Source organism: Caulobacter sp., from assembly GCF_035254145.1.
Classification (GTDB): domain Bacteria; phylum Pseudomonadota; class Alphaproteobacteria; order Caulobacterales; family Caulobacteraceae; genus Caulobacter.
Genome location: NZ_DATFAV010000353.1, coordinates 1 through 16,124 on the forward strand (window position 1 = coordinate 1; position 16,124 = coordinate 16,124).

Here is a 16,124-nt window from a genome sequence, read left to right on the forward strand (position 1 = left end):
GGCCGCCTCGGGCCTGGCCGCGCCGGCCTTGGCCGCGCCCGCCACAGCCATCGTCCATGCCCGGCTCCTGACCATGGGGCCAGCCGGCGAAATCGCCGACGGCACGGTGATCCTCCGCGATGGCAAGATCCTAGCCGTCGGCAAGGGTCTGGCCCCGCCGGCGGGGGCCAGCGTCATCGACGCCAAGGGCGCGATCGTCACCCCCGGTCTTTTCGCCCCCAACACCGTGCTGGGCGTACGCGAGGTCAATTCGGTCAAGGGGACGGACGACGCCAAGAGCGCGTCGGCCGATCTCGGCGCGGCCTTCGATCCGCAATATGGCCTCAACCCCGACACCACGCTCGTGCCGGTCGCGCGCCTGGGCGGCGTCACCCGCGCCATCGTCGTGCCGGCCCCCGGCGGTGACGGCGAGGGCGGTGGGGCCGATGACGGCGACGGCGCGCTGTTCGACGGCCAGGTCCTGGCCATCCGCCTGGCCGGCGATCTCCTGGTCAAGCCGCGCCTGGCCGTGGCCATGCGCTTTGGCGAGAACGGCGCGGGCGGCTCGCGCGGGGCCGAGATCGGCCTCCTGCGCGCCCGCCTCGACGAGGTCCGCCTCTACAAGCAAAACCGCGCCGCCTACGATCGCGGCGATCTGCGCGAGCTGAAACTGTCGCGCGCCGATCTCGAGGCGCTGATCCCGGTCATCGACGGTCGCGAGCCGCTCTTGGTCACCGTCCACCGCGCCGCCGACATCCGCCAGGTGCTGGCCTTCGCACGCGAGCAGCGCCTGCGGGTGATCCTCAACGGGGCCGAGGAGGGCTGGCGGGTGGCGAGCGAGATCGCCACGGCCAAGGTTCCGGTGATCCTCAACGCCACCGCCGACCTGCCGCGCACCTTCGAGATCGTCGGCGCCAGCCTGCAGAACGCCGCCAAGCTGCGCGCGGCCGGCGTCGAGATCGCCATCGTCAGCCCCGATCCGGCCCACCGGGTTCGCGAACTGCGCTACGAGGCCGGCTCGGCCGTCGCCCAGGGCCTGCCCTACGCCGCGGCCTTGGAGGCGATCACCATCGCCCCGGCCCGGATCTTCGGCCTCGCCGACCAGCTCGGCTCGCTGCAGCCGGGCCGGGCCGCCGACCTCGTGATCTGGGACGGCGACCCGCTCGAGCCGCGCAGCCTGCCGACCGCCATCTATGTCGATGGCGTCTCCCAGCCGCTGCGCTCGCGGGCGCTCGACCTGCGCGATCGCTACGAGAGCGGCGATGGCGCGCCCCGCTAGGGGGCTGGCGGCGGTTCTCGCCGCTGGCTTGCTCGCCGCCGCCCTGACTGGTTGCGGCGATCCGGGCAGCGCCGTCGATGGTCCGCCGCCCAAGGCGGTCGGGGTCGAGGGCGCGCCCGTGGCGCTGGGCGCGGCCGGGGCCGGGCAGGGGCGGACCCTGGCCGCCGTGCGGGCCCGCGGCTATCTGGTCTGCGGCGTCCAGCAGGGGCTGATCGGCTTTGCCTATGCCGACAACACCGGCCGCTGGCGCGGCTTCGACACCGATTTTTGTCGCGCCACCGCCGCGGCGATCTTCGGCCGCGCCGACGCCGCCCGCTTCACGCCAACCTCTTCGACCGAGCGCCTGACCGTGCTGCAGGCCGGCGAGGTCGACGTCCTCTGGCGCAACACCTCGGCGACCTTCTCGCGCGACGCCAAGTTCGATTTCGCGGGGGTCAACTATTACGACGGCCAGGCCTTCCTGGTGCGCAAGGCCCTGGGGGTGACCCACGCGGCCCAGCTCAACGGCGCGCGGATCTGCATCCAGACCGGCTCGACCAGCGAGATGAACCTCACCGACTATTTCAGGGCTCACAAGCTGACCTACGAGCCGGTGGTGTTCGACACCGAGGACAAGGCCCGCGCCGCCTACGGCCGCGAGCAGTGCGACGTCTATACCGCCGACCTCTCCAACCTCGCCGCCGCCCGCGCCACCCTGGCCCGCCCCGACGACCACCTGATCCTGCCCGAGGTGATCTCCAAGGAGCCCCTGGGCCCGGTGGTGCGCCAGGGCGACGACGGCTGGGGCAATGTCGTGCGCTGGACGCTGAACGCCATGATCCTGGCCGAGGAACTGGGCGTGACCTCGGCCAACGCCGAGGCCTTGCGCGCCCACAGCGACAACCCCGAAATCCGTCGCCTGCTGGGGGCGGAGCCCGGCTATGGGGCGATGATCGGCCTCTCCGACGACTTCGCCTTCCAGATCATCAAGCAGGTCGGCAACTACGGCGAGGTTTTCGCGCGCAACCTGGGTCCCACGACGCCCCTGAAGATCGAGCGCGGCCTCAACGCCCTGTGGAACGCCAGCCCGCCGGGCCTCCTCTACGCCCCGCCGATGCGATGAGCCGCCCGCCCGCTGTCCCGATCACCGGTCAGCGCCTGGCCAGCCTCGCCTGGCAGGGCCTGGCCCTGGCCGCCGTCGTCGCTCTTCTGGCGATGCTGGCCCGCAACGGCGCGGCCAATCTGCGCGCCAGTGGCTTGGCCTCCGGCTTTGACTTCCTGGGCCGCGCCGCCGGCTTCGACATCGCCGAGACGCCGATCGCCTATTCGCCGCGCGACAGCAACGCCAAGGTCCTGCTGGTCGGGGCGCTCAACACGCTCAAGGTCACGGGCCTGGCCGCCGGCCTCGCCAGCCTGCTGGGCCTGGCCTTCGGCGTGGCCCTGCGCGCGAGGTCCGCGCCAGTCCGGATCCTGGCCCGCGGCTATGTCGAGCTCTTCCGCAATATCCCGCTGCCCGTGCTGCTCTTGGTGCTCTACAGCCTACTGGCCATGGCTCCGCCGCCCCGCGCCGCCCTCGACCTGGCTGGTCTGGGCTTTGTCAGCAACCGCGGTCTCTACCTGCCGCGCCTTGACTGGCGCTGGGGGCAGGGCGGGGCGCTGGCCGGGGCGGCGCTCGCCCTGGCGGCCCTGGTCGCCATCTGGCGCCTGGCGCCCACGCGCCGCGCGGCCCAGGTGCTGAGCTTTGGCTGGCTGGGCTTTTGTGGCCTGGGCCTCGTCTTATCGGTCTCGGGCCTGGAGGTCCCCCGCGCCCAGGGCTTTGGCTTCGTCGGCGGCCAGGTCGTCTCGCCACCGCTCCTGGCCCTGGTCGGGGCGCTAGGTCTCTATACCGGCGGCTACATCGCCGAGGTCGTGCGCGGGGCCCTGGCGGCGGTCGCCCCTGGCCAGGCCGAGGCCGCCCAGGCGCTGGGCCTGTCGCCCGCCCAGACCCTTGGGCTTATCACCCTGCCACAGGCCCTGCGGGTGGCCGCCCCGCCACTGGCCAGCCAGTATCTGAACCTGGCCAAGAACGCCTCTCTGGCCATCGTCGTCGGCTATCCCGATCTCGTCGCCTTGCTGGGCGGCACGGTGCTGAACCAGACCGGTCAGGCGATCGAGACCCTGGGCCTGATCCTCGTCTTCTACCTGGCCCTCAGCCTGGCGATCAGCGGACTGATCAACCTCTGGGCCGCGCGCCAGGCGCGCTGGGCGGCGCGATGAGCCCCGGCGGACGCAAGCGTCACTGGAGCCGGTGGGCCGCGTGGGCGCTGGCCGCCGCGGTCGCCCTAGTGCTGGCCGGGCCAGCGCTGCGCTGGTTGATCCTCGATGCGACCTGGACCGGCGACAGCCGCGCCGCCTGCGATCCGGCCGGAGCTTGCTGGGCGATGATCACCGCCCGCGCCCCGCAGATCCTGACCGGCTTCTATCCCCCCGGCCACGGCGTCCGCGTCCTGCTGGCCGTCCTGGCGCTGGTGGCCGGGCTCGCGCCGCTCGCCATCCCGGGCCGCGCCGGCCTCACCCTCGCCACCGCCCCGCTAGGGGCCGTGGTCTGCCTGGCCCTGATGGGCGGGGCGCGCCTGCTGCCCAGCGTGCCCAGCGCCTATTGGGGCGGCCTGGCCCTCAACCTGATCGTCGGCGCGGTCTGCGCCATCTTCGCCCTGCCGCTCGGCGTGCTCCTGGGCCTGGCCCGCCAAAGCCCCTTGCCGGTCATTCGCCTGCTGGCCAGCGCCTATGTCGAGACCGTGCGGGCCGCGCCGCTGATCGTGGTGCTGTTCGCCGCCGCGGTGCTGGCCCCGCTGCTGCTGCCGCCGGCCCTGCCGCTCGACAAGCTCGGCCGGGCCATGGTCGCCATCACCCTGTTCGAGGCCGCCTACATGGCCGAGGCCGTGCGCGGCGGCTTGATGGCCGTGTCCCAAGGCCAGCGCGAGGCGGCCCGGGCGCTGGGCCTTGGTTCGTGGCGCGCCCTGGTCGATGTCGTCCTACCCCAGGCCCTGCGCACGGCGACCCCGGCCCTGGTCAACAGCTTCATCGGCCTTCTGAAGGACACCAGTCTCCTCTATGTGATCGGCGTTCTCGACATCACTGGCGTGCTGCGCAACGCCGTCAGCGACTTTGCCTGGCAGGGGCTGGAGCCGGAGGCCTACATCTTCGTGGGCCTGTCGTTCTGGCTCTTGTGCTTTGGCCTGTCGCGCGCCGCCGCCGCCCTCGAGCGGCGCCTTCAGATCGCCCCCCGGAGTCCCGCATGAGCCAGTCGATGATCGAGATCGACAATCTCCAGAAGTGGTACGGCGACCAGCCGGTGCTGCGTGGCCTGGATCTTACCGTCGCCGCCGGCGAGAAGGTTGTCGTCCTAGGACCCTCGGGCTCGGGCAAGTCGACCCTGATCCGCACGATCAATGGCCTGGAGCCGCATCAGGGCGGGACCATCCGCGTCGATGGCCAGGATCTGGCCGCCCGCGGCCGGCAAGCCGCGGCCGCCCGCCGCGCCAGCGGCATGGTCTTCCAGGCCTTCAATCTCTTTCCCCACCTGACCGTGCTCGACAATTGCACCCTGGCCCCGATGCGGGTGCTGGGGCTGTCGCGCGCCGAGGCCAAGGACCGGGCCATGGCCCTGCTCGAGCGGGTCCGCATCGCCGGCCATGCCGATAAGCACCCCGTCCAACTGTCGGGCGGCCAGCAGCAGCGCGCCGCCATCGCCCGGGCCCTGGCCATGGCCCCCAAGGTCATGCTGTTCGACGAGCCGACATCGGCGCTCGATCCGGAAATGGTCGGCGAGGTGCTGGAGGTGATGCGGGGCCTGGCCGCCTCGGGCATGACCATGATCGTCGTCACCCACGAGATGGGGTTCGCCCGCGACGTCGCCGACCGGGTGATCTTCATGGACGAGGGCAAGATCCTCGAGGCCGGGCCGCCGGCCAGCTTCTTCGCCGACCCGCGCGAGGCGCGCACCCGCGCCTTTCTGGGCCGGTTGCGCGCCTGACGCCCAAAGGCCGCGGCTAGCTCAGGCGCGGGGCGGAAGCCAGCGCCAGGCGGCGCATGCGCGCGCTGGCCCCCCAGTCCTCCCCGAACGCCTCGTCCTCGTCATAGAGCTGGGCCGACAGCGCGTTGAGGCCGCGGGTGATATGCTTTTCGACGGCGCTGGTCGAAATGCCGTGTCGGGCGGCCACGGCCTTGAGGCTCTGGCCCTCGACCCGCACGGCCAGCAGAATCTCGCGCGTGCGGGCCGGCAGCTGGGCGAGGGCGTCGCGGGCCGCGGCCATCTCCTGGCGCGCCTGCAGGATGCGGATCGGCGAGAGCTCGTCGCGCGGATGGGTCTCGGGCGACAGCTCGCAATGGTGATGGACGCAGCGCGAGCGATTGCGGCGGTAGAGATCAACCAGGGTCGAGCGGACCACCTGGTAGAAATAGCGCTTTGGAAAGCGGATATCCCAGCGGGCGTCGCGGGTGTGGAGCTTCAACATCACGTCCTGCACGACGTCGTCGATCTCGCTGCTGTCGAGCCGCCGCGACAGATAGCTCCGCAGCTCCGGCGCGAAGCGCCAGAAATAATCGGCCGGACTTGTGGTCAGAAGGCTGTCGAGCGCGGCGGCATTGGCCATGTACTCGTGAGCCGGTGCTGCAGTCTGCGACAATTTCAAACGCCCCCAGTACCGTCGTCGATCGTGTAACTAATCTCAAAGTTGTCGTTGTCGTCCGATGCGCGCCGGGCCCCGTGCTGTGGTTGTCTCAAGGCCCCGGTCACCCCTCATCGTCATGAACTGTTCCATAGGCCCGGCTGTGGTGTCTTCCCAAACTGGCCCGCGCCCACCCGCCTCTGGTGGAGAAAATTTGGCTTTCGTCGCCTAGCGTGGGTTTTTCTGCGAAAGACTAGAGCGGGGCCGGGAATCTCAGTGGCGCGCGCTTGTCGCTAAAACTGGGTGTCATGGGGGCTGATCGCTCGGGTCCGATCTACGGTCGTTAAATCCATTGGGAGAAAACCACCGTCAAAGCGCCAAATCGTGGGAAAATTGGGGAAGACTTTTGATGGCCTGATCGGCAGGGTTTACGGCCTTGGCGCGGGAGGCGCGGGAGGCGCGCTCGCGCCGACCCGCCGCCGCGCCCTGGTCATGCACACAGCAAGGTACTTGTCATGTTCGCGGGTTCGATCGACCTGGCCGCCGCCCACCGTTTCGCCTCCCCGCCCCAGGCCTCGCCGGGGCGTTGCTGTGACCAGGCCCTGGCCGCGCTCGGGGCGATGGCGAGCCTGGTCGGCCGCACGCCGCTCCTGGCCATCGACCTGACCTGGCGCGGCCGGCCGGCGACGATCTACGCCAAGGCCGAGCTCTATAACCTGACCGGCAGCATCAAGGACCGCATGGCCTGCAGCATCATCGGCGCGGCCTATGAGCGGCGGGAGCTCGCGCCAGGCCAGGAGATCGTCGAGGCCACCAGCGGCAACGCCGGCATCGCGCTCGCCGCCTTGGGCCGGGCCCTGGGCCATCCGGTGACCATCTTCATGCCCGACTGGATGAGTCTGGAGCGCCGGGCCCTTCTGACCAGCCACGGCGCCACCATCCGCCTGGTCTCGAAGGACGAGGGCGGTTTCGTTGGCTCGGTGAAGATGGCCGAGGCCTATGCCGGCGCCAAGGGCGCCTTCCTGTCGCGCCAGTTCTCCAACGACGATAACTGGCGGGCCCACTATCACGGCACCGCCGAGGAGCTGCTGACCCAGATGGCCGGCCATCGCCTGGCCCCCGACGCCTTCGTGGCCGGGGTCGGCACCGGCGGCACGGTCATGGGCTTTGGCCGCCTGTTCCGCGACCGGGGTCTTTCGGCCGCCGTCCATCCGGTCGAGCCGGCGGAGTCGCCGACCCTGTCGACCGGTCACAAGGTCGGCCATCACCGCATCCAGGGCGTTTCCGACGAGTTCATCCCCGACATCGTCAAGCTCAACGAGCTGGCTCCGGTGATCGCCGTCCACGACGGCGACGCCATCCTGATGGCCCAGAAGGTCGCCCGGCAGCTAGGCCTGGGGGTGGGCATCTCGAGCGGCGCCAACCTCGTGGCCGCGATCAAGGTGCTAGAGAACCGCCCCGACGCCCGCGTCGCCACCGTGCTGTGCGACAACCATGCTCGCTATCTGTCCACGGCCCTGGCCCAGGAAGAGCCGGTGCGGCCAGGCTACCTGACCCCCGAGGTCGAGTTGATCGGCTGGCGCGCGCTTTAGAGCCCTGGACGCGGCTTGGGCGGAAGCTGAACGGACGTGGCGCTGGCCACTAGCACACGCCCCCATCGGCCAGCCCGCGCCCGCCGCGCCGCGTCGCTCAAGCCCGGCGCTTGACGTCACTATATCTCTAGAAATATAGTGACGTCATGTCGCTACTCACCGAAGATGACGCCGCCGCCGGGCTGTCGGCCCTGGGAAGTCCCGTCCGCCTGCGCCTCTTTCGGCTGCTGGTCCGGGCCGGCGACGCGGGGGCCAATGTCACCGACCTGGTGCGTCTCACCGAGATCCCGGCCTCGACCCTGTCACATCATCTGACGGCCCTGTCCCGGGCGGGCCTGGTGCGCCAGGCCAAGCGGGGGCGCGAGCTGATCTGCACGGCCGACTATGGCCGGGTGAACGCTCTGGCCGCCTACCTGACCGAAAACTGCTGCGTCGGCCTGGGATTGGGCTGCGCGCAAGACAGCGCCGCCTGAGTTTTTTTAGCCGCACACCACCATGTTTCTAGGGATTTCGTGATGAAGGGACCCGCCGCTTGACCGACTTTCCCGCCCTCAATCCAGCCTTCGCCGACCGGCCGAGCCTCGCAAAGCTCGAGCCGGCCAAGGTCTCGACCCACCCGCCGCGCATCCTGCTGCTCTATGGCTCCCTGCGCGAGCGCTCGTTCAGCAAGCTCTTGGTCCTTGAGGCCCAGCGCCTGTTGGAGGCGATGGGCGCGGAGACCAGGATCTTCGACCCGGCCGGCCTGCCGCTCCCCGACGCAACACCGCCCGACCACCCCAAGGTCCAGGAGTTGCGGGCGCTCTCCGAATGGTCCGAAGGCCAGGTCTGGTGCAGCCCCGAGCGCCACGGCGCCATCACCGGGATCATGAAGGCCCAGATCGACTGGATCCCGCTGGAGATCGGCAGCGTGCGCCCGACCCAGGGCAAGACCCTGGCGGTCATGCAGGTCAGCGGCGGCTCGCAATCGTTCAACGCGGTCAACACCCTGCGGCTGCTGGGCCGCTGGATGCGGATGATCACGATTCCCAACCAGTCGTCGGTGGCCATGGCCTATCGCGAGTTCGACGAGAACGATCGCATGAAGCCGTCGAGCTATTACGATCGCGTCGTCGACGTGATGGAGGAGCTTTACAAGTTCACCCTCCTGACCCGCGATCGCGCCGACTACCTGGTCGACCGCTATAGCGAGCGCAAGGCGGCCGGTCGGCAGACCCACGAACACTGGCTCGGCGCCAAGGCCATGGAACACGAGACGGCCGAGGCTGTGGCATGAGCGCGTTCAACGCGCGAGCCGCGACCCTGGCCGACGCCCCGGCCATGGTCAGCATCTACAACCAGGGCATCGAGGACCGCATCGCCACCTTCGAGACCAGCCCGCGCGGGGTCGAGGCGGCGGAGGCCTGGCTGGCCAGCGGCCTGCCGGTCGTGGTGGTCACCGACACGGCCGGAGCGGTCGTCGGCTACGCGGCGACCTTCGCCTATTCCGATCGCTGCTGCTACGCCGGCATCGCCGAGTTCTCGGTCTATGTCGAACGTGGTCATCGCGGAACGGGCGTCGGCAAGCACGCCATGGCCGCCCTGATCGAGGCGGCCAGGGGCCAGGGCCTGCACAAGCTGCTCTCGCGCGTCTTCGTCGAGAATAGCGCCAGCCTGGGCCTTCTGCGCAGCCAGGGGTTCCGTGAGGTCGGCGTGCATCAGCGCCATGGCCAGCTCGATGGCGTCTGGCGCGACGTGGTCGCCGTCGAGCGCCTGATCGAGGCGTGATCACCCCGCGCCGCGCGGTGCTTCGGCTGGGGGTCACCCAGACCCTGGGCTATGCCTCCAGCGCCTATCTGCCAGCGGTGCTGGCCGCGCCCATGGCCAAGGATCTGGGCCTGGCCACGCCGACGGTGTTCGCCGCCTACGCCGGCGCGCTCCTGGTCACCGTGGCGCTCGGGCCGGCGATCGGCCGGCGCGTCGATCGCCATGGCGCGCGCGGCGTGCTCGTCCTCTCCAACCTCGTCCTGGCCGCCGGCCTGATCGCCCTGGCCTTGGCGCAAGGGGCGTGGATGCTGTTTGGCGCCTGGGCGCTGATCGGCCTGGGTATGGCGCTTGGCCTCTACGACGTCGCCTTCGCCGGTCTCGTGGGCTGGTTTGGCGCGGCCGCGCGCGGACCGATCACGGGCGTGACCCTGATCGCAGGCTTCGCCAGCACCATAGGCTGGCCCCTGACCGCCTTTGTCGCTGACCATCACGGCTGGCGCGCGGCGTGTCTGCTCTGGGGCGGGGCTCAGCTGCTGTTGGCCCTGCCGCTGCACCTTAGACTGCCCGCGGGGCCTGGAGAGGCCAACGAGGCGGCCGATCGTCCGACGCTGGTCCATACCGACCCGCCCCTCTCGGCGGTGCTCCTGTTGGCCAGCGCCTTCGCGGCGATGAGCGCGGTCGGCGCGGCTCTGGGCGCTCACCTGCCGCTGCTGCTCAAGGGGTTGGGCGCCACGCCAGGCCAGGCGCTCGCCGCGGCCGCCCTGGTTGGGCCGGCCCAGGTCCTGGCGCGACTAGTCGAATGGGGCCTGGCCCGGCGGCTGCATCCGCTGAACGCCGCCCGCATCGCCGTCGTGCTGCTGCCGATCGGCGCCGGTCTGGCCGTGGTGAGCGGCCCAGCGGGTCTGATGGCGCTCGCCGCGCTCTATGGGGCCGGCAACGGGCTCTTCACGATCGCCCGCGGCAGCGCGCCGCTGGCGTTGTTCGGGCCCGGCGGTTATGGCGCGCGCCTGGGGCTGATCGCCATGCCCGGTCGGCTGGCCCAGGCGCTCGCGCCGTTCGCCTTCGCCCTGGCGATGGGCGTTTCGGCCAGCGCCGCGCTGGCGGCCGCGTGCCTGGCCTGCCTTACCGCGCTCGCGCTGCTGGCGCCGCTGTCGACGCGTCCGGCCAAGTCCGCCAGGCCAGCCTGACCTCGCCGACGAAAGGGCGGGCGGCGTCATTGAACCTTCTCATTATTCGAGTATGTTGGAATTATGGAATCAAAAACCGCCGTCACCGCGCTCAGCGCCCTGGCTCACGAGGGGCGGCTGGCCATCTTCCGCCTGCTGATCAAGACCGGGCAGGGCGGTATGGCCGCCGGCGAGATCGCCCGCACCACGGGCATCCTGCCCAACACCCTGTCGTCGGGCCTCAACATCCTCAGCCACGCCGGGCTGATCGACTCCCGGCGCGAGGGTCGCTCGATCATCTACTCCGCCCGCTATGGGGCGATGACCGAGCTTTTGACCTTTCTGATGGACGACTGTTGCGGCGGCGCCCCGGAGGTCTGCGCCCCGCTCGGCGACATCCTGGCCCGCGCCGCCGACTGCGACGGGACCTGCCTTGCGCCCCTGGAGACGACGCCATGACCGCCCAGACCCGTCCCTACAACGTGCTTTTTCTCTGCACCCACAATTCGGCGCGATCGATCCTGGCCGAAAGCATCATGAACCGGGTCGGAGCGGGGCGCTTCGTCGCCTATTCCGCCGGCTCCATGCCGAGCGGCGAGGTCAATCCCCACGCCATCAGTCTCCTTCAGCGCCTCAACTACAAGACCGACCACTTGCGCTCGAAGGGCTGGGATGAGTTCTCGCTGGAAAGCAATCCCAACGCCCCCGAGCTCGATTTCGTGTTCACCGTCTGCGACAACGCCGCCGGCGAAGTCTGCCCGATCTGGCCAGGCCAGCCGATGAGCGCCCACTGGGGGATTCCCAACCCGGGCGACGCTGGCGGTTCCGAGGCCGAAATCGCCCTGGCGTTCGCCGAGGCCTACCGCCAGCTCAATAGCCGCATCACGCTCTTCTGCGCCTTACCAATGGCTTCGCTCGACCGCCTGTCGCTGCAAAAGCGCCTCGAGGAGATCGGCAAGTCGATCGCGCCGGACGAGAGCGCGGCTTAGGTTCACTACGCCGCGCGCGGCCTCCGACCAGGACCCCGGATGTCTATCTTTGAACGTTACCTCACGCTTTGGGTGGGGCTGTGCATCGTCGCCGGCGTCGCGCTTGGCCATGTCTTCGCCCCGGCCTTCCAGCTTATCGCCGCCGCCGAGATCGCCCAGGTCAACCTGCCGATGGCGGGCCTGATCTGGCTGATGATCGTCCCGATGCTGATCAAGGTTGATTTCGCGGCTCTGGGGCAGGTCGCCCGTCACTGGCGCGGGATCTCGGTGACCCTGCTGATCAACTGGCTGGTCAAGCCGTTCGGGATGGCGCTGCTGGGCTGGATCTTCATCAGCCAGCTCTTTCGACCCTATCTGCCCGCCGACCAGATCGACAGCTACATCGCCGGCCTGATCCTGCTGGCCGCCGCGCCCTGCACGGCCATGGTCTTTGTCTGGAGCAACCTGACCAAGGGCGAGCCGAACTTCACCCTGAGCCAGGTGGCGCTGAACGACACCATCATGATCGTGGCCTTCGCGCCGATCGTCGGCCTGCTGCTAGGGCTTTCGGCCATCACCGTGCCTTGGTCGACCCTGACCCTGTCGGTCGGACTCTACATCGTCGTGCCGGTCCTGGCGGCTCAGCTGATCCGCAAGGCCCTGCTGGCCAAGGGCGAGGCGGCCTTGAGCCGCTTCCTGTCGGTGCTGCAGCCGCTGTCGATCGTGGCGTTGCTGGCGACCCTGGTCATGCTGTTTGGCTTCCAGGGCGAGCAGATCCTCAAGCAGCCGCTGGTCATCGCCTTGCTGGCCGTGCCGATCCTGATCCAGGTCTATGTCAATTCCGGTCTGGCCTATCTGCTCAACCGCCTGAGCGGCGAGGCCCATTGCGTGGCCGGGCCCTCGGCCCTGATCGGGGCCAGCAACTTCTTCGAACTGGCGGTCGCCGCCGCCATCAGTCTCTTTGGCTTCCAGTCGGGCGCGGCCCTGGCGACGGTGGTCGGGGTCCTGATCGAGGTGCCGGTGATGCTCTCGATCGTGGCGATCGTGAACGCCTCCAAGCCCTGGTACGAGCGCGGCAAGGCCGTGCGCAAGGTCGCCGCCGCGCGCGGCGACACAGCCTTCAAAGCGTAAGACGGTGACCCATGAGCGACCCTGAATTCCCGGTGGTGATCTATCACAACCCGAGCTGCGGAACCTCCCGCAACGTCCTGGCCATGGTCCGCGCCGCTGGCTACGAGCCCACGGTCATCGAATACCTGCAGACCGGCTGGACCCATGAGCAGCTGCGCGACCTGGCCGGCGCGGCCGGCCTGACCTTCCGTCAATTGATGCGTACGCGCGGCACGCCGGCCGAAGAGCTTGGCTTGACCACCGATGGCGTCAGCGAGGACCAGATTCTCGACGCCATGATCGCCCATCCGATCCTGGTCAATCGGCCGCTGGTGGTCACGCCGCGCGGGGTCAAGCTCTGCCGGCCGTCGGAGGTGGTGTTTGATCTCCTCGATCGCCACCCCGCCAGTTTCATCAAGGAAGACGGAGAGATCGTCGACCTGTCGGGCCGACCCTAAAGGCGACGGGGGAGCGGGGAGGGCGCGCTTTGCGTTCGATCATGGACGTCATCCGGCGCGGGGCTAGTCTCTGCGCGCGACAGGAGGACGCTCATGCTTGAGTATCGCGTTACGGCCCGACGCGTGGACAACCACGGCTCCGTGGCTCAGGCCAAGGCCGCCGAGGTGGTGCTCGACACCGACCTCGCCGGCCGCTCGGACGCCTTCAATCCCGCCGAACTCTTTCTGGCCGCGATCGCCGCCTGCATGATCAAGGGCATCGAGCGCGTCACCCCGATGCTCGACTTTAATCTTCGCGGGGTCGAGGTGCGGCTGCACGCCGTACGCCAGGACGCCCCGCCGCTGATCGTCTCGGTCGACTACGTTCTGATCGTCGACACCGATGAGAGCGACCAGCGGCTCGAGCTCTTGCATAAGAACGTCCGCAAGTACGGCACCATCTCCAATACGGTCGCCCTCGCCACGAAGCTGGAAGGGATCATCCAAGCCCGACGATGAGGCGTCGGCGTGAGGGCCGTTTTCAGGAGCCTGAAGCGATCGCCGGAAGAGCTTGAGCGTTCGCACGGCCTCGTGCCTCGAGGGTTATGGGCGATGATTTTCTAGGACGGGGGAACGAGAACCGACCTGGGTCCAACATCACTCTGGAGGCTAGTTTCTGGAGATGAGCCAGCGGCGGCAATTGGCGCGTACTTGCCATTCACGCGCGACTGAAGAGCTTGGCTTGCTTGCGGATATGGGAAGCAGCGCGCTTTCGGGGATATCTAGAGAGCCTGCTTCGGCCCGCTTCCGGGAGAAACGATCCGCCCAGACCACGCGGCGCGCCTCGATAAGTCGTCGATTTCGCGGGAAAATGGCGCACCCGACACGATTCGAACGTGTGACCTTTGCCTTCGGAGGGCAGAGAAATGGGGCAAATTGGGATTTGCTGGGATTTCTTTGGCTCTGTTTTTATTGACTATTTGTCTCTAACGCTCCAGCGTCGTCCCACCCTGTTTTCCGTACTTTTTCCGTATTTTCCGTACGGCTTGACCATGGCGGCGAGGCGAGATGGCGGTCGATTTAAGCAAGGTGAAGGACCGAGACGCGCTCGCGCCCAGGCGTGAGCCGTACTGGCAACGCATCCGACCCGGATGTTTTCTGGGTTACAGGCCGTCTGTCCGAGAAGGTGCCGGCACCTGGGTTGCTCGCGCTTATGACGAAGAGATCAAGGCCTATCGCCTGAAGGCTATTGGTGACTTTGGCTTTCTGGCCGGGCGTGATCGGTTTGTTGCCGCCAAGAAGGAAGCCGAGGACTTCACGGCTATGGTGGAGGCCGGAGGGGGCGTCGAGCTGGCAGCCGAAACCGTGCGCGATGCATGCGAGCAATATGCCGAGATCAATACCGAAGCCGATGGGCGCTTCAAACGGCACGTCTATTCCGACCCAATAGCGAAGGTGAAGCTGTCCAAGCTGCGGCGCAGCCACCTCAAGGCTTGGCGCCAGCGGTTGGAGGACCGGCCCGCGCTCGTCACCCGCCGCAAGTCTGGCGATCAGCTTACACGTCCTCGTGCGCCAGCGTCGGTCAATCGGGACATGGCGATGCTGCGGGCAGCGTTGAATAAGATTCTAGCGCCCGGCACGCCGAATACGGAGGCCGCGTGGCACGAGGCGCTGCTGCCCATTCGAAACGCGGATCGGCAAAGGACGCTCTACCTGGACCGCGATCAGCGGCGTCGCCTTCTGGAAAACATCGAGGCGGAAATCGAACCGTTCGTCAGGGCTCTTTGCCTTTTGCCCCTTCGCCCCGGCGCGGTTGCTCGCCTCCTGGCATCAGATTTTGACGCGCGGACCGCTGAACTGACCATCGGGAAGGACAAAAGCGGCAAGCCGCGTCGGATTCTCTTGCCCGCCGCCGCCACGAAACTCTTTTCCGAGCAGGCGGCCGGGCGACCACCAGGCGCGCCGCTTTTCGTTCGCGCCAATGGCGTTTCTTGGGACCGTGACACCTGGAAGACTCCGGTCGCCGCCGCCGCTAGAAAGGCGGAGCTGCCCGCTGGCGTTACCGCCTACACATTACGACACAGCACGATCACCGATCTCGTCAATGCCGGCCTTCCCCTGCTGACCGTTGGGCAGATCAGCGATACGAGCGCAGAGATGATCGAGAGGCACTATGGCCATCTGAATCGCCGGGCCGCGACAGAAGCTCTAGCCGGACTTTCTTTATGATGGCTCCCGAGCACTGCAATGCCGTGCTAATCGCACAGCGCCTTTCCCTTGTTCACGTTGAGATCTGGCTTTGAACCCCGCCCGACTGTTCGCGATTGTCGAGGATCTCCGGCGCCAGACCGCGGAAGCGAACTGGTTCGAGTTCAAAGCCAACAATATCAACCCCGAGCGGATCGCTCTGACGATCTCAGGCCTGGCAAACGGCGCGCGGTTAGCGGACCGTGAAACGGCCTATTTGATCTGGGGCGTTGACGATGAAACGAAGAACGTCGTCGGCACGGCCTTCCATCCCGAAACAATGAAGGTCGCAAACCAGGGGCTGCAAATTTGGCTGGGTCAAATGCTTGATCCCTGTCCAAACCTCCAGTTCGAAGAACTCGAGCATCCCGAAGGCCGGCTGATCGTACTCTCCATCCCCGCCGCTACGACCAATCCCGTAGCCTATGATCGAACGGCCTATGTGCGCCTCGGCAGCGCCACGCCGAAGTTGGCCGACCATAAGGAAATCGAAGCGGCGCTTTGGGCGAAGCTCCGACCCTTCAATTGGGAACACGGCGTGGCGTTGAGCTTCGTCAGCGGCGACGACGTTCTCCAGAACCTGGACTACGCAGCGTACTTTGATCTTTCAAATCAGCGCCTGCCCGACAATAGAGCCGGCATTTTTGAACGCTTGGCGGCTGACCGGTTTATCCGCCATGAGACGGCCGAGCGGTGGGACATCACCAACCTTGGCGCTCTGCTCTTCGCCAAGAAGCTTTCGATCTTCAGCGGGCTTGATCGCAAAGCGGTCCGGATTATCCAATATGTTGGCAGTGTGTCAAACGGCGTTCAAAACTGACCCCCGATCGGCGTCCAATATTGACCCCTCTACGCTTTGTTCCCGGACCGGCGGCGAGGCGCGTAGCGGTCAGCTAGCGCAGCGCGTCGCCGCCTAGTGAGCCACTGATCTTTCAGCCGCCCGGAGGGGGTCTGGGGGAGGTTGAACAAGTTGTG

Annotated in this window: 18 protein-coding genes; 17 read left to right on the forward strand and 1 reads right to left on the reverse strand. The window is 68.0% G+C overall.

Annotation, left to right across the window (positions count from 1 at the left end; all coding sequences use genetic code 11):
• The 5 genes from VJ655_RS20900 to VJ655_RS20920 all read left to right on the forward strand — a co-directional run.
• A partial coding sequence (locus VJ655_RS20900; protein ID WP_324114513.1) for an amidohydrolase family protein occupies window positions 1-1,258 on the forward strand: 1,258 nt, incomplete at its 5' end.
• Complete coding sequence (locus VJ655_RS20905; protein WP_324114515.1) at window positions 1,242-2,360, forward strand: amino acid ABC transporter substrate-binding protein; 1,119 nt, start codon at window positions 1,242-1,244, stop codon at window positions 2,358-2,360. The genes VJ655_RS20900 and VJ655_RS20905, both read left to right, overlap by 17 nt.
• Window positions 2,357-3,493 (forward strand): ABC transporter permease subunit, encoded by a 1,137-nt coding sequence (locus VJ655_RS20910; RefSeq protein ID WP_324114517.1) that lies wholly within the window; start codon window positions 2,357-2,359, stop codon window positions 3,491-3,493. The genes VJ655_RS20905 and VJ655_RS20910 overlap by 4 nt, the downstream gene beginning before the upstream one ends.
• Window positions 3,490-4,518 carry an amino acid ABC transporter permease gene (locus tag VJ655_RS20915; protein WP_324114519.1) on the forward strand — a complete coding sequence of 343 codons (1,029 nt, stop codon included), beginning with the start codon at window positions 3,490-3,492 and terminating at the stop codon, window positions 4,516-4,518. The genes VJ655_RS20910 and VJ655_RS20915 overlap by 4 nt, the downstream gene beginning before the upstream one ends.
• 8 nt (window positions 4,519-4,526) lie before the next feature.
• The gene (locus tag VJ655_RS20920) at window positions 4,527-5,252 is read left to right on the forward strand and encodes an amino acid ABC transporter ATP-binding protein (RefSeq protein ID WP_349254739.1); all 726 of its coding nucleotides are present in this window, start codon (window positions 4,527-4,529) and stop codon (window positions 5,250-5,252) included.
• Between the two features lie 16 nt (window positions 5,253-5,268).
• Here VJ655_RS20920 and VJ655_RS20925 read toward each other — a convergent pair whose 3' ends face one another.
• Window positions 5,269-5,871 carry an RNA polymerase sigma factor gene (locus tag VJ655_RS20925; protein ID WP_324114523.1) on the reverse strand — a complete coding sequence of 201 codons (603 nt, stop codon included), beginning with the start codon at window positions 5,869-5,871 and terminating at the stop codon, window positions 5,269-5,271.
• Window positions 5,872-6,401: 530 nt separating this feature from the next.
• Between VJ655_RS20925 and VJ655_RS20930 the strand changes: the two genes are divergently transcribed.
• The 12 genes from VJ655_RS20930 (at window position 6,402) to VJ655_RS20985 (ending at window position 15,969) form a co-directional block, all read left to right on the forward strand.
• On the forward strand, window positions 6,402-7,478 hold the full coding sequence (locus VJ655_RS20930) for a PLP-dependent cysteine synthase family protein (RefSeq protein ID WP_324114525.1): 1,077 nt from the start codon (window positions 6,402-6,404) through the stop codon (window positions 7,476-7,478).
• Between the two features lie 146 nt (window positions 7,479-7,624).
• Window positions 7,625-7,951 carry a metalloregulator ArsR/SmtB family transcription factor gene (locus VJ655_RS20935; RefSeq protein ID WP_324114527.1) on the forward strand — a complete coding sequence of 109 codons (327 nt, stop codon included), beginning with the start codon at window positions 7,625-7,627 and terminating at the stop codon, window positions 7,949-7,951.
• A 59-nt stretch (window positions 7,952-8,010) separates the two neighbouring features.
• On the forward strand, window positions 8,011-8,751 hold the full coding sequence (gene arsH, locus VJ655_RS20940; protein WP_324114529.1) for an arsenical resistance protein ArsH: 741 nt from the start codon (window positions 8,011-8,013) through the stop codon (window positions 8,749-8,751).
• Entirely contained in the window at window positions 8,748-9,242 is a 495-nt protein-coding gene (locus VJ655_RS20945) for an arsinothricin resistance N-acetyltransferase ArsN1 family A (RefSeq protein WP_324114531.1), read from the forward strand. The genes arsH and VJ655_RS20945 overlap by 4 nt, the downstream gene beginning before the upstream one ends.
• Window positions 9,239-10,408 (forward strand): MFS transporter, encoded by a 1,170-nt coding sequence (locus VJ655_RS20950; RefSeq protein WP_324114533.1) that lies wholly within the window; start codon window positions 9,239-9,241, stop codon window positions 10,406-10,408. The genes VJ655_RS20945 and VJ655_RS20950 overlap by 4 nt, the downstream gene beginning before the upstream one ends.
• Window positions 10,409-10,471: 63 nt before the next feature.
• On the forward strand, window positions 10,472-10,846 hold the full coding sequence (locus tag VJ655_RS20955) for a metalloregulator ArsR/SmtB family transcription factor (protein ID WP_324114535.1): 375 nt from the start codon (window positions 10,472-10,474) through the stop codon (window positions 10,844-10,846).
• A complete protein-coding gene (locus VJ655_RS20960; RefSeq protein ID WP_324114537.1) occupies window positions 10,843-11,376 on the forward strand; it encodes an arsenate reductase ArsC in 534 nt (177 codons plus the stop codon). Before VJ655_RS20955 ends, VJ655_RS20960 begins: the two co-directional genes overlap by 4 nt.
• Window positions 11,377-11,415: 39 nt before the next feature.
• A complete protein-coding gene (gene arsB / locus VJ655_RS20965) occupies window positions 11,416-12,486 on the forward strand; it encodes an ACR3 family arsenite efflux transporter (RefSeq protein ID WP_324114539.1) in 1,071 nt (356 codons plus the stop codon).
• An 11-nt stretch (window positions 12,487-12,497) separates the two neighbouring features.
• Window positions 12,498-12,923, forward strand: coding sequence for an arsenate reductase (glutaredoxin) (gene arsC / locus VJ655_RS20970; RefSeq protein ID WP_324114541.1), 426 nt, complete (start codon window positions 12,498-12,500; stop codon window positions 12,921-12,923).
• 93 nt (window positions 12,924-13,016) lie between these two features.
• Window positions 13,017-13,421 carry an OsmC family protein gene (locus VJ655_RS20975; protein ID WP_324114543.1) on the forward strand — a complete coding sequence of 135 codons (405 nt, stop codon included), beginning with the start codon at window positions 13,017-13,019 and terminating at the stop codon, window positions 13,419-13,421.
• A gap of 549 nt (window positions 13,422-13,970) precedes the next feature.
• Window positions 13,971-15,131 carry a tyrosine-type recombinase/integrase gene (locus VJ655_RS20980; protein ID WP_324114545.1) on the forward strand — a complete coding sequence of 387 codons (1,161 nt, stop codon included), beginning with the start codon at window positions 13,971-13,973 and terminating at the stop codon, window positions 15,129-15,131.
• 70 nt (window positions 15,132-15,201) lie between these two features.
• Complete coding sequence (locus VJ655_RS20985; RefSeq protein ID WP_324114547.1) at window positions 15,202-15,969, forward strand: helix-turn-helix domain-containing protein; 768 nt, start codon at window positions 15,202-15,204, stop codon at window positions 15,967-15,969.
• Window positions 15,970-16,124 lie beyond the last annotated feature (155 nt).

What these genes read in the sequence shown, in the direction of transcription:
- VJ655_RS20945 (WP_324114531.1), top strand. Translation starts at nt 8,748, where the DNA reads ATGAGCGCGTTCAACGCGCGAGCCGCGACCCTGGCCGACGCCCCGGCC.
- arsC (WP_324114541.1), top strand. Translation starts at nt 12,498, where the DNA reads ATGAGCGACCCTGAATTCCCGGTGGTGATCTATCACAACCCGAGCTGC.
- VJ655_RS20955 (WP_324114535.1), top strand. Translation starts at nt 10,472, where the DNA reads ATGGAATCAAAAACCGCCGTCACCGCGCTCAGCGCCCTGGCTCACGAG.
- VJ655_RS20980 (WP_324114545.1), top strand. Translation starts at nt 13,971, where the DNA reads ATGGCGGTCGATTTAAGCAAGGTGAAGGACCGAGACGCGCTCGCGCCC.
- VJ655_RS20905 (WP_324114515.1), top strand. Translation starts at nt 1,242, where the DNA reads ATGGCGCGCCCCGCTAGGGGGCTGGCGGCGGTTCTCGCCGCTGGCTTG.
- VJ655_RS20915 (WP_324114519.1), top strand. Translation starts at nt 3,490, where the DNA reads ATGAGCCCCGGCGGACGCAAGCGTCACTGGAGCCGGTGGGCCGCGTGG.
- VJ655_RS20935 (WP_324114527.1), top strand. Translation starts at nt 7,625, where the DNA reads ATGTCGCTACTCACCGAAGATGACGCCGCCGCCGGGCTGTCGGCCCTG.
- VJ655_RS20920 (WP_349254739.1), top strand. Translation starts at nt 4,527, where the DNA reads ATGATCGAGATCGACAATCTCCAGAAGTGGTACGGCGACCAGCCGGTG.
- VJ655_RS20910 (WP_324114517.1), top strand. Translation starts at nt 2,357, where the DNA reads ATGAGCCGCCCGCCCGCTGTCCCGATCACCGGTCAGCGCCTGGCCAGC.
- VJ655_RS20925 (WP_324114523.1), bottom strand. Translation starts at nt 5,871, where the DNA reads ATGGCCAATGCCGCCGCGCTCGACAGCCTTCTGACCACAAGTCCGGCC.
- VJ655_RS20960 (WP_324114537.1), top strand. Translation starts at nt 10,843, where the DNA reads ATGACCGCCCAGACCCGTCCCTACAACGTGCTTTTTCTCTGCACCCAC.
- arsB (WP_324114539.1), top strand. Translation starts at nt 11,416, where the DNA reads ATGTCTATCTTTGAACGTTACCTCACGCTTTGGGTGGGGCTGTGCATC.
- VJ655_RS20975 (WP_324114543.1), top strand. Translation starts at nt 13,017, where the DNA reads ATGCTTGAGTATCGCGTTACGGCCCGACGCGTGGACAACCACGGCTCC.
- VJ655_RS20930 (WP_324114525.1), top strand. Translation starts at nt 6,402, where the DNA reads ATGTTCGCGGGTTCGATCGACCTGGCCGCCGCCCACCGTTTCGCCTCC.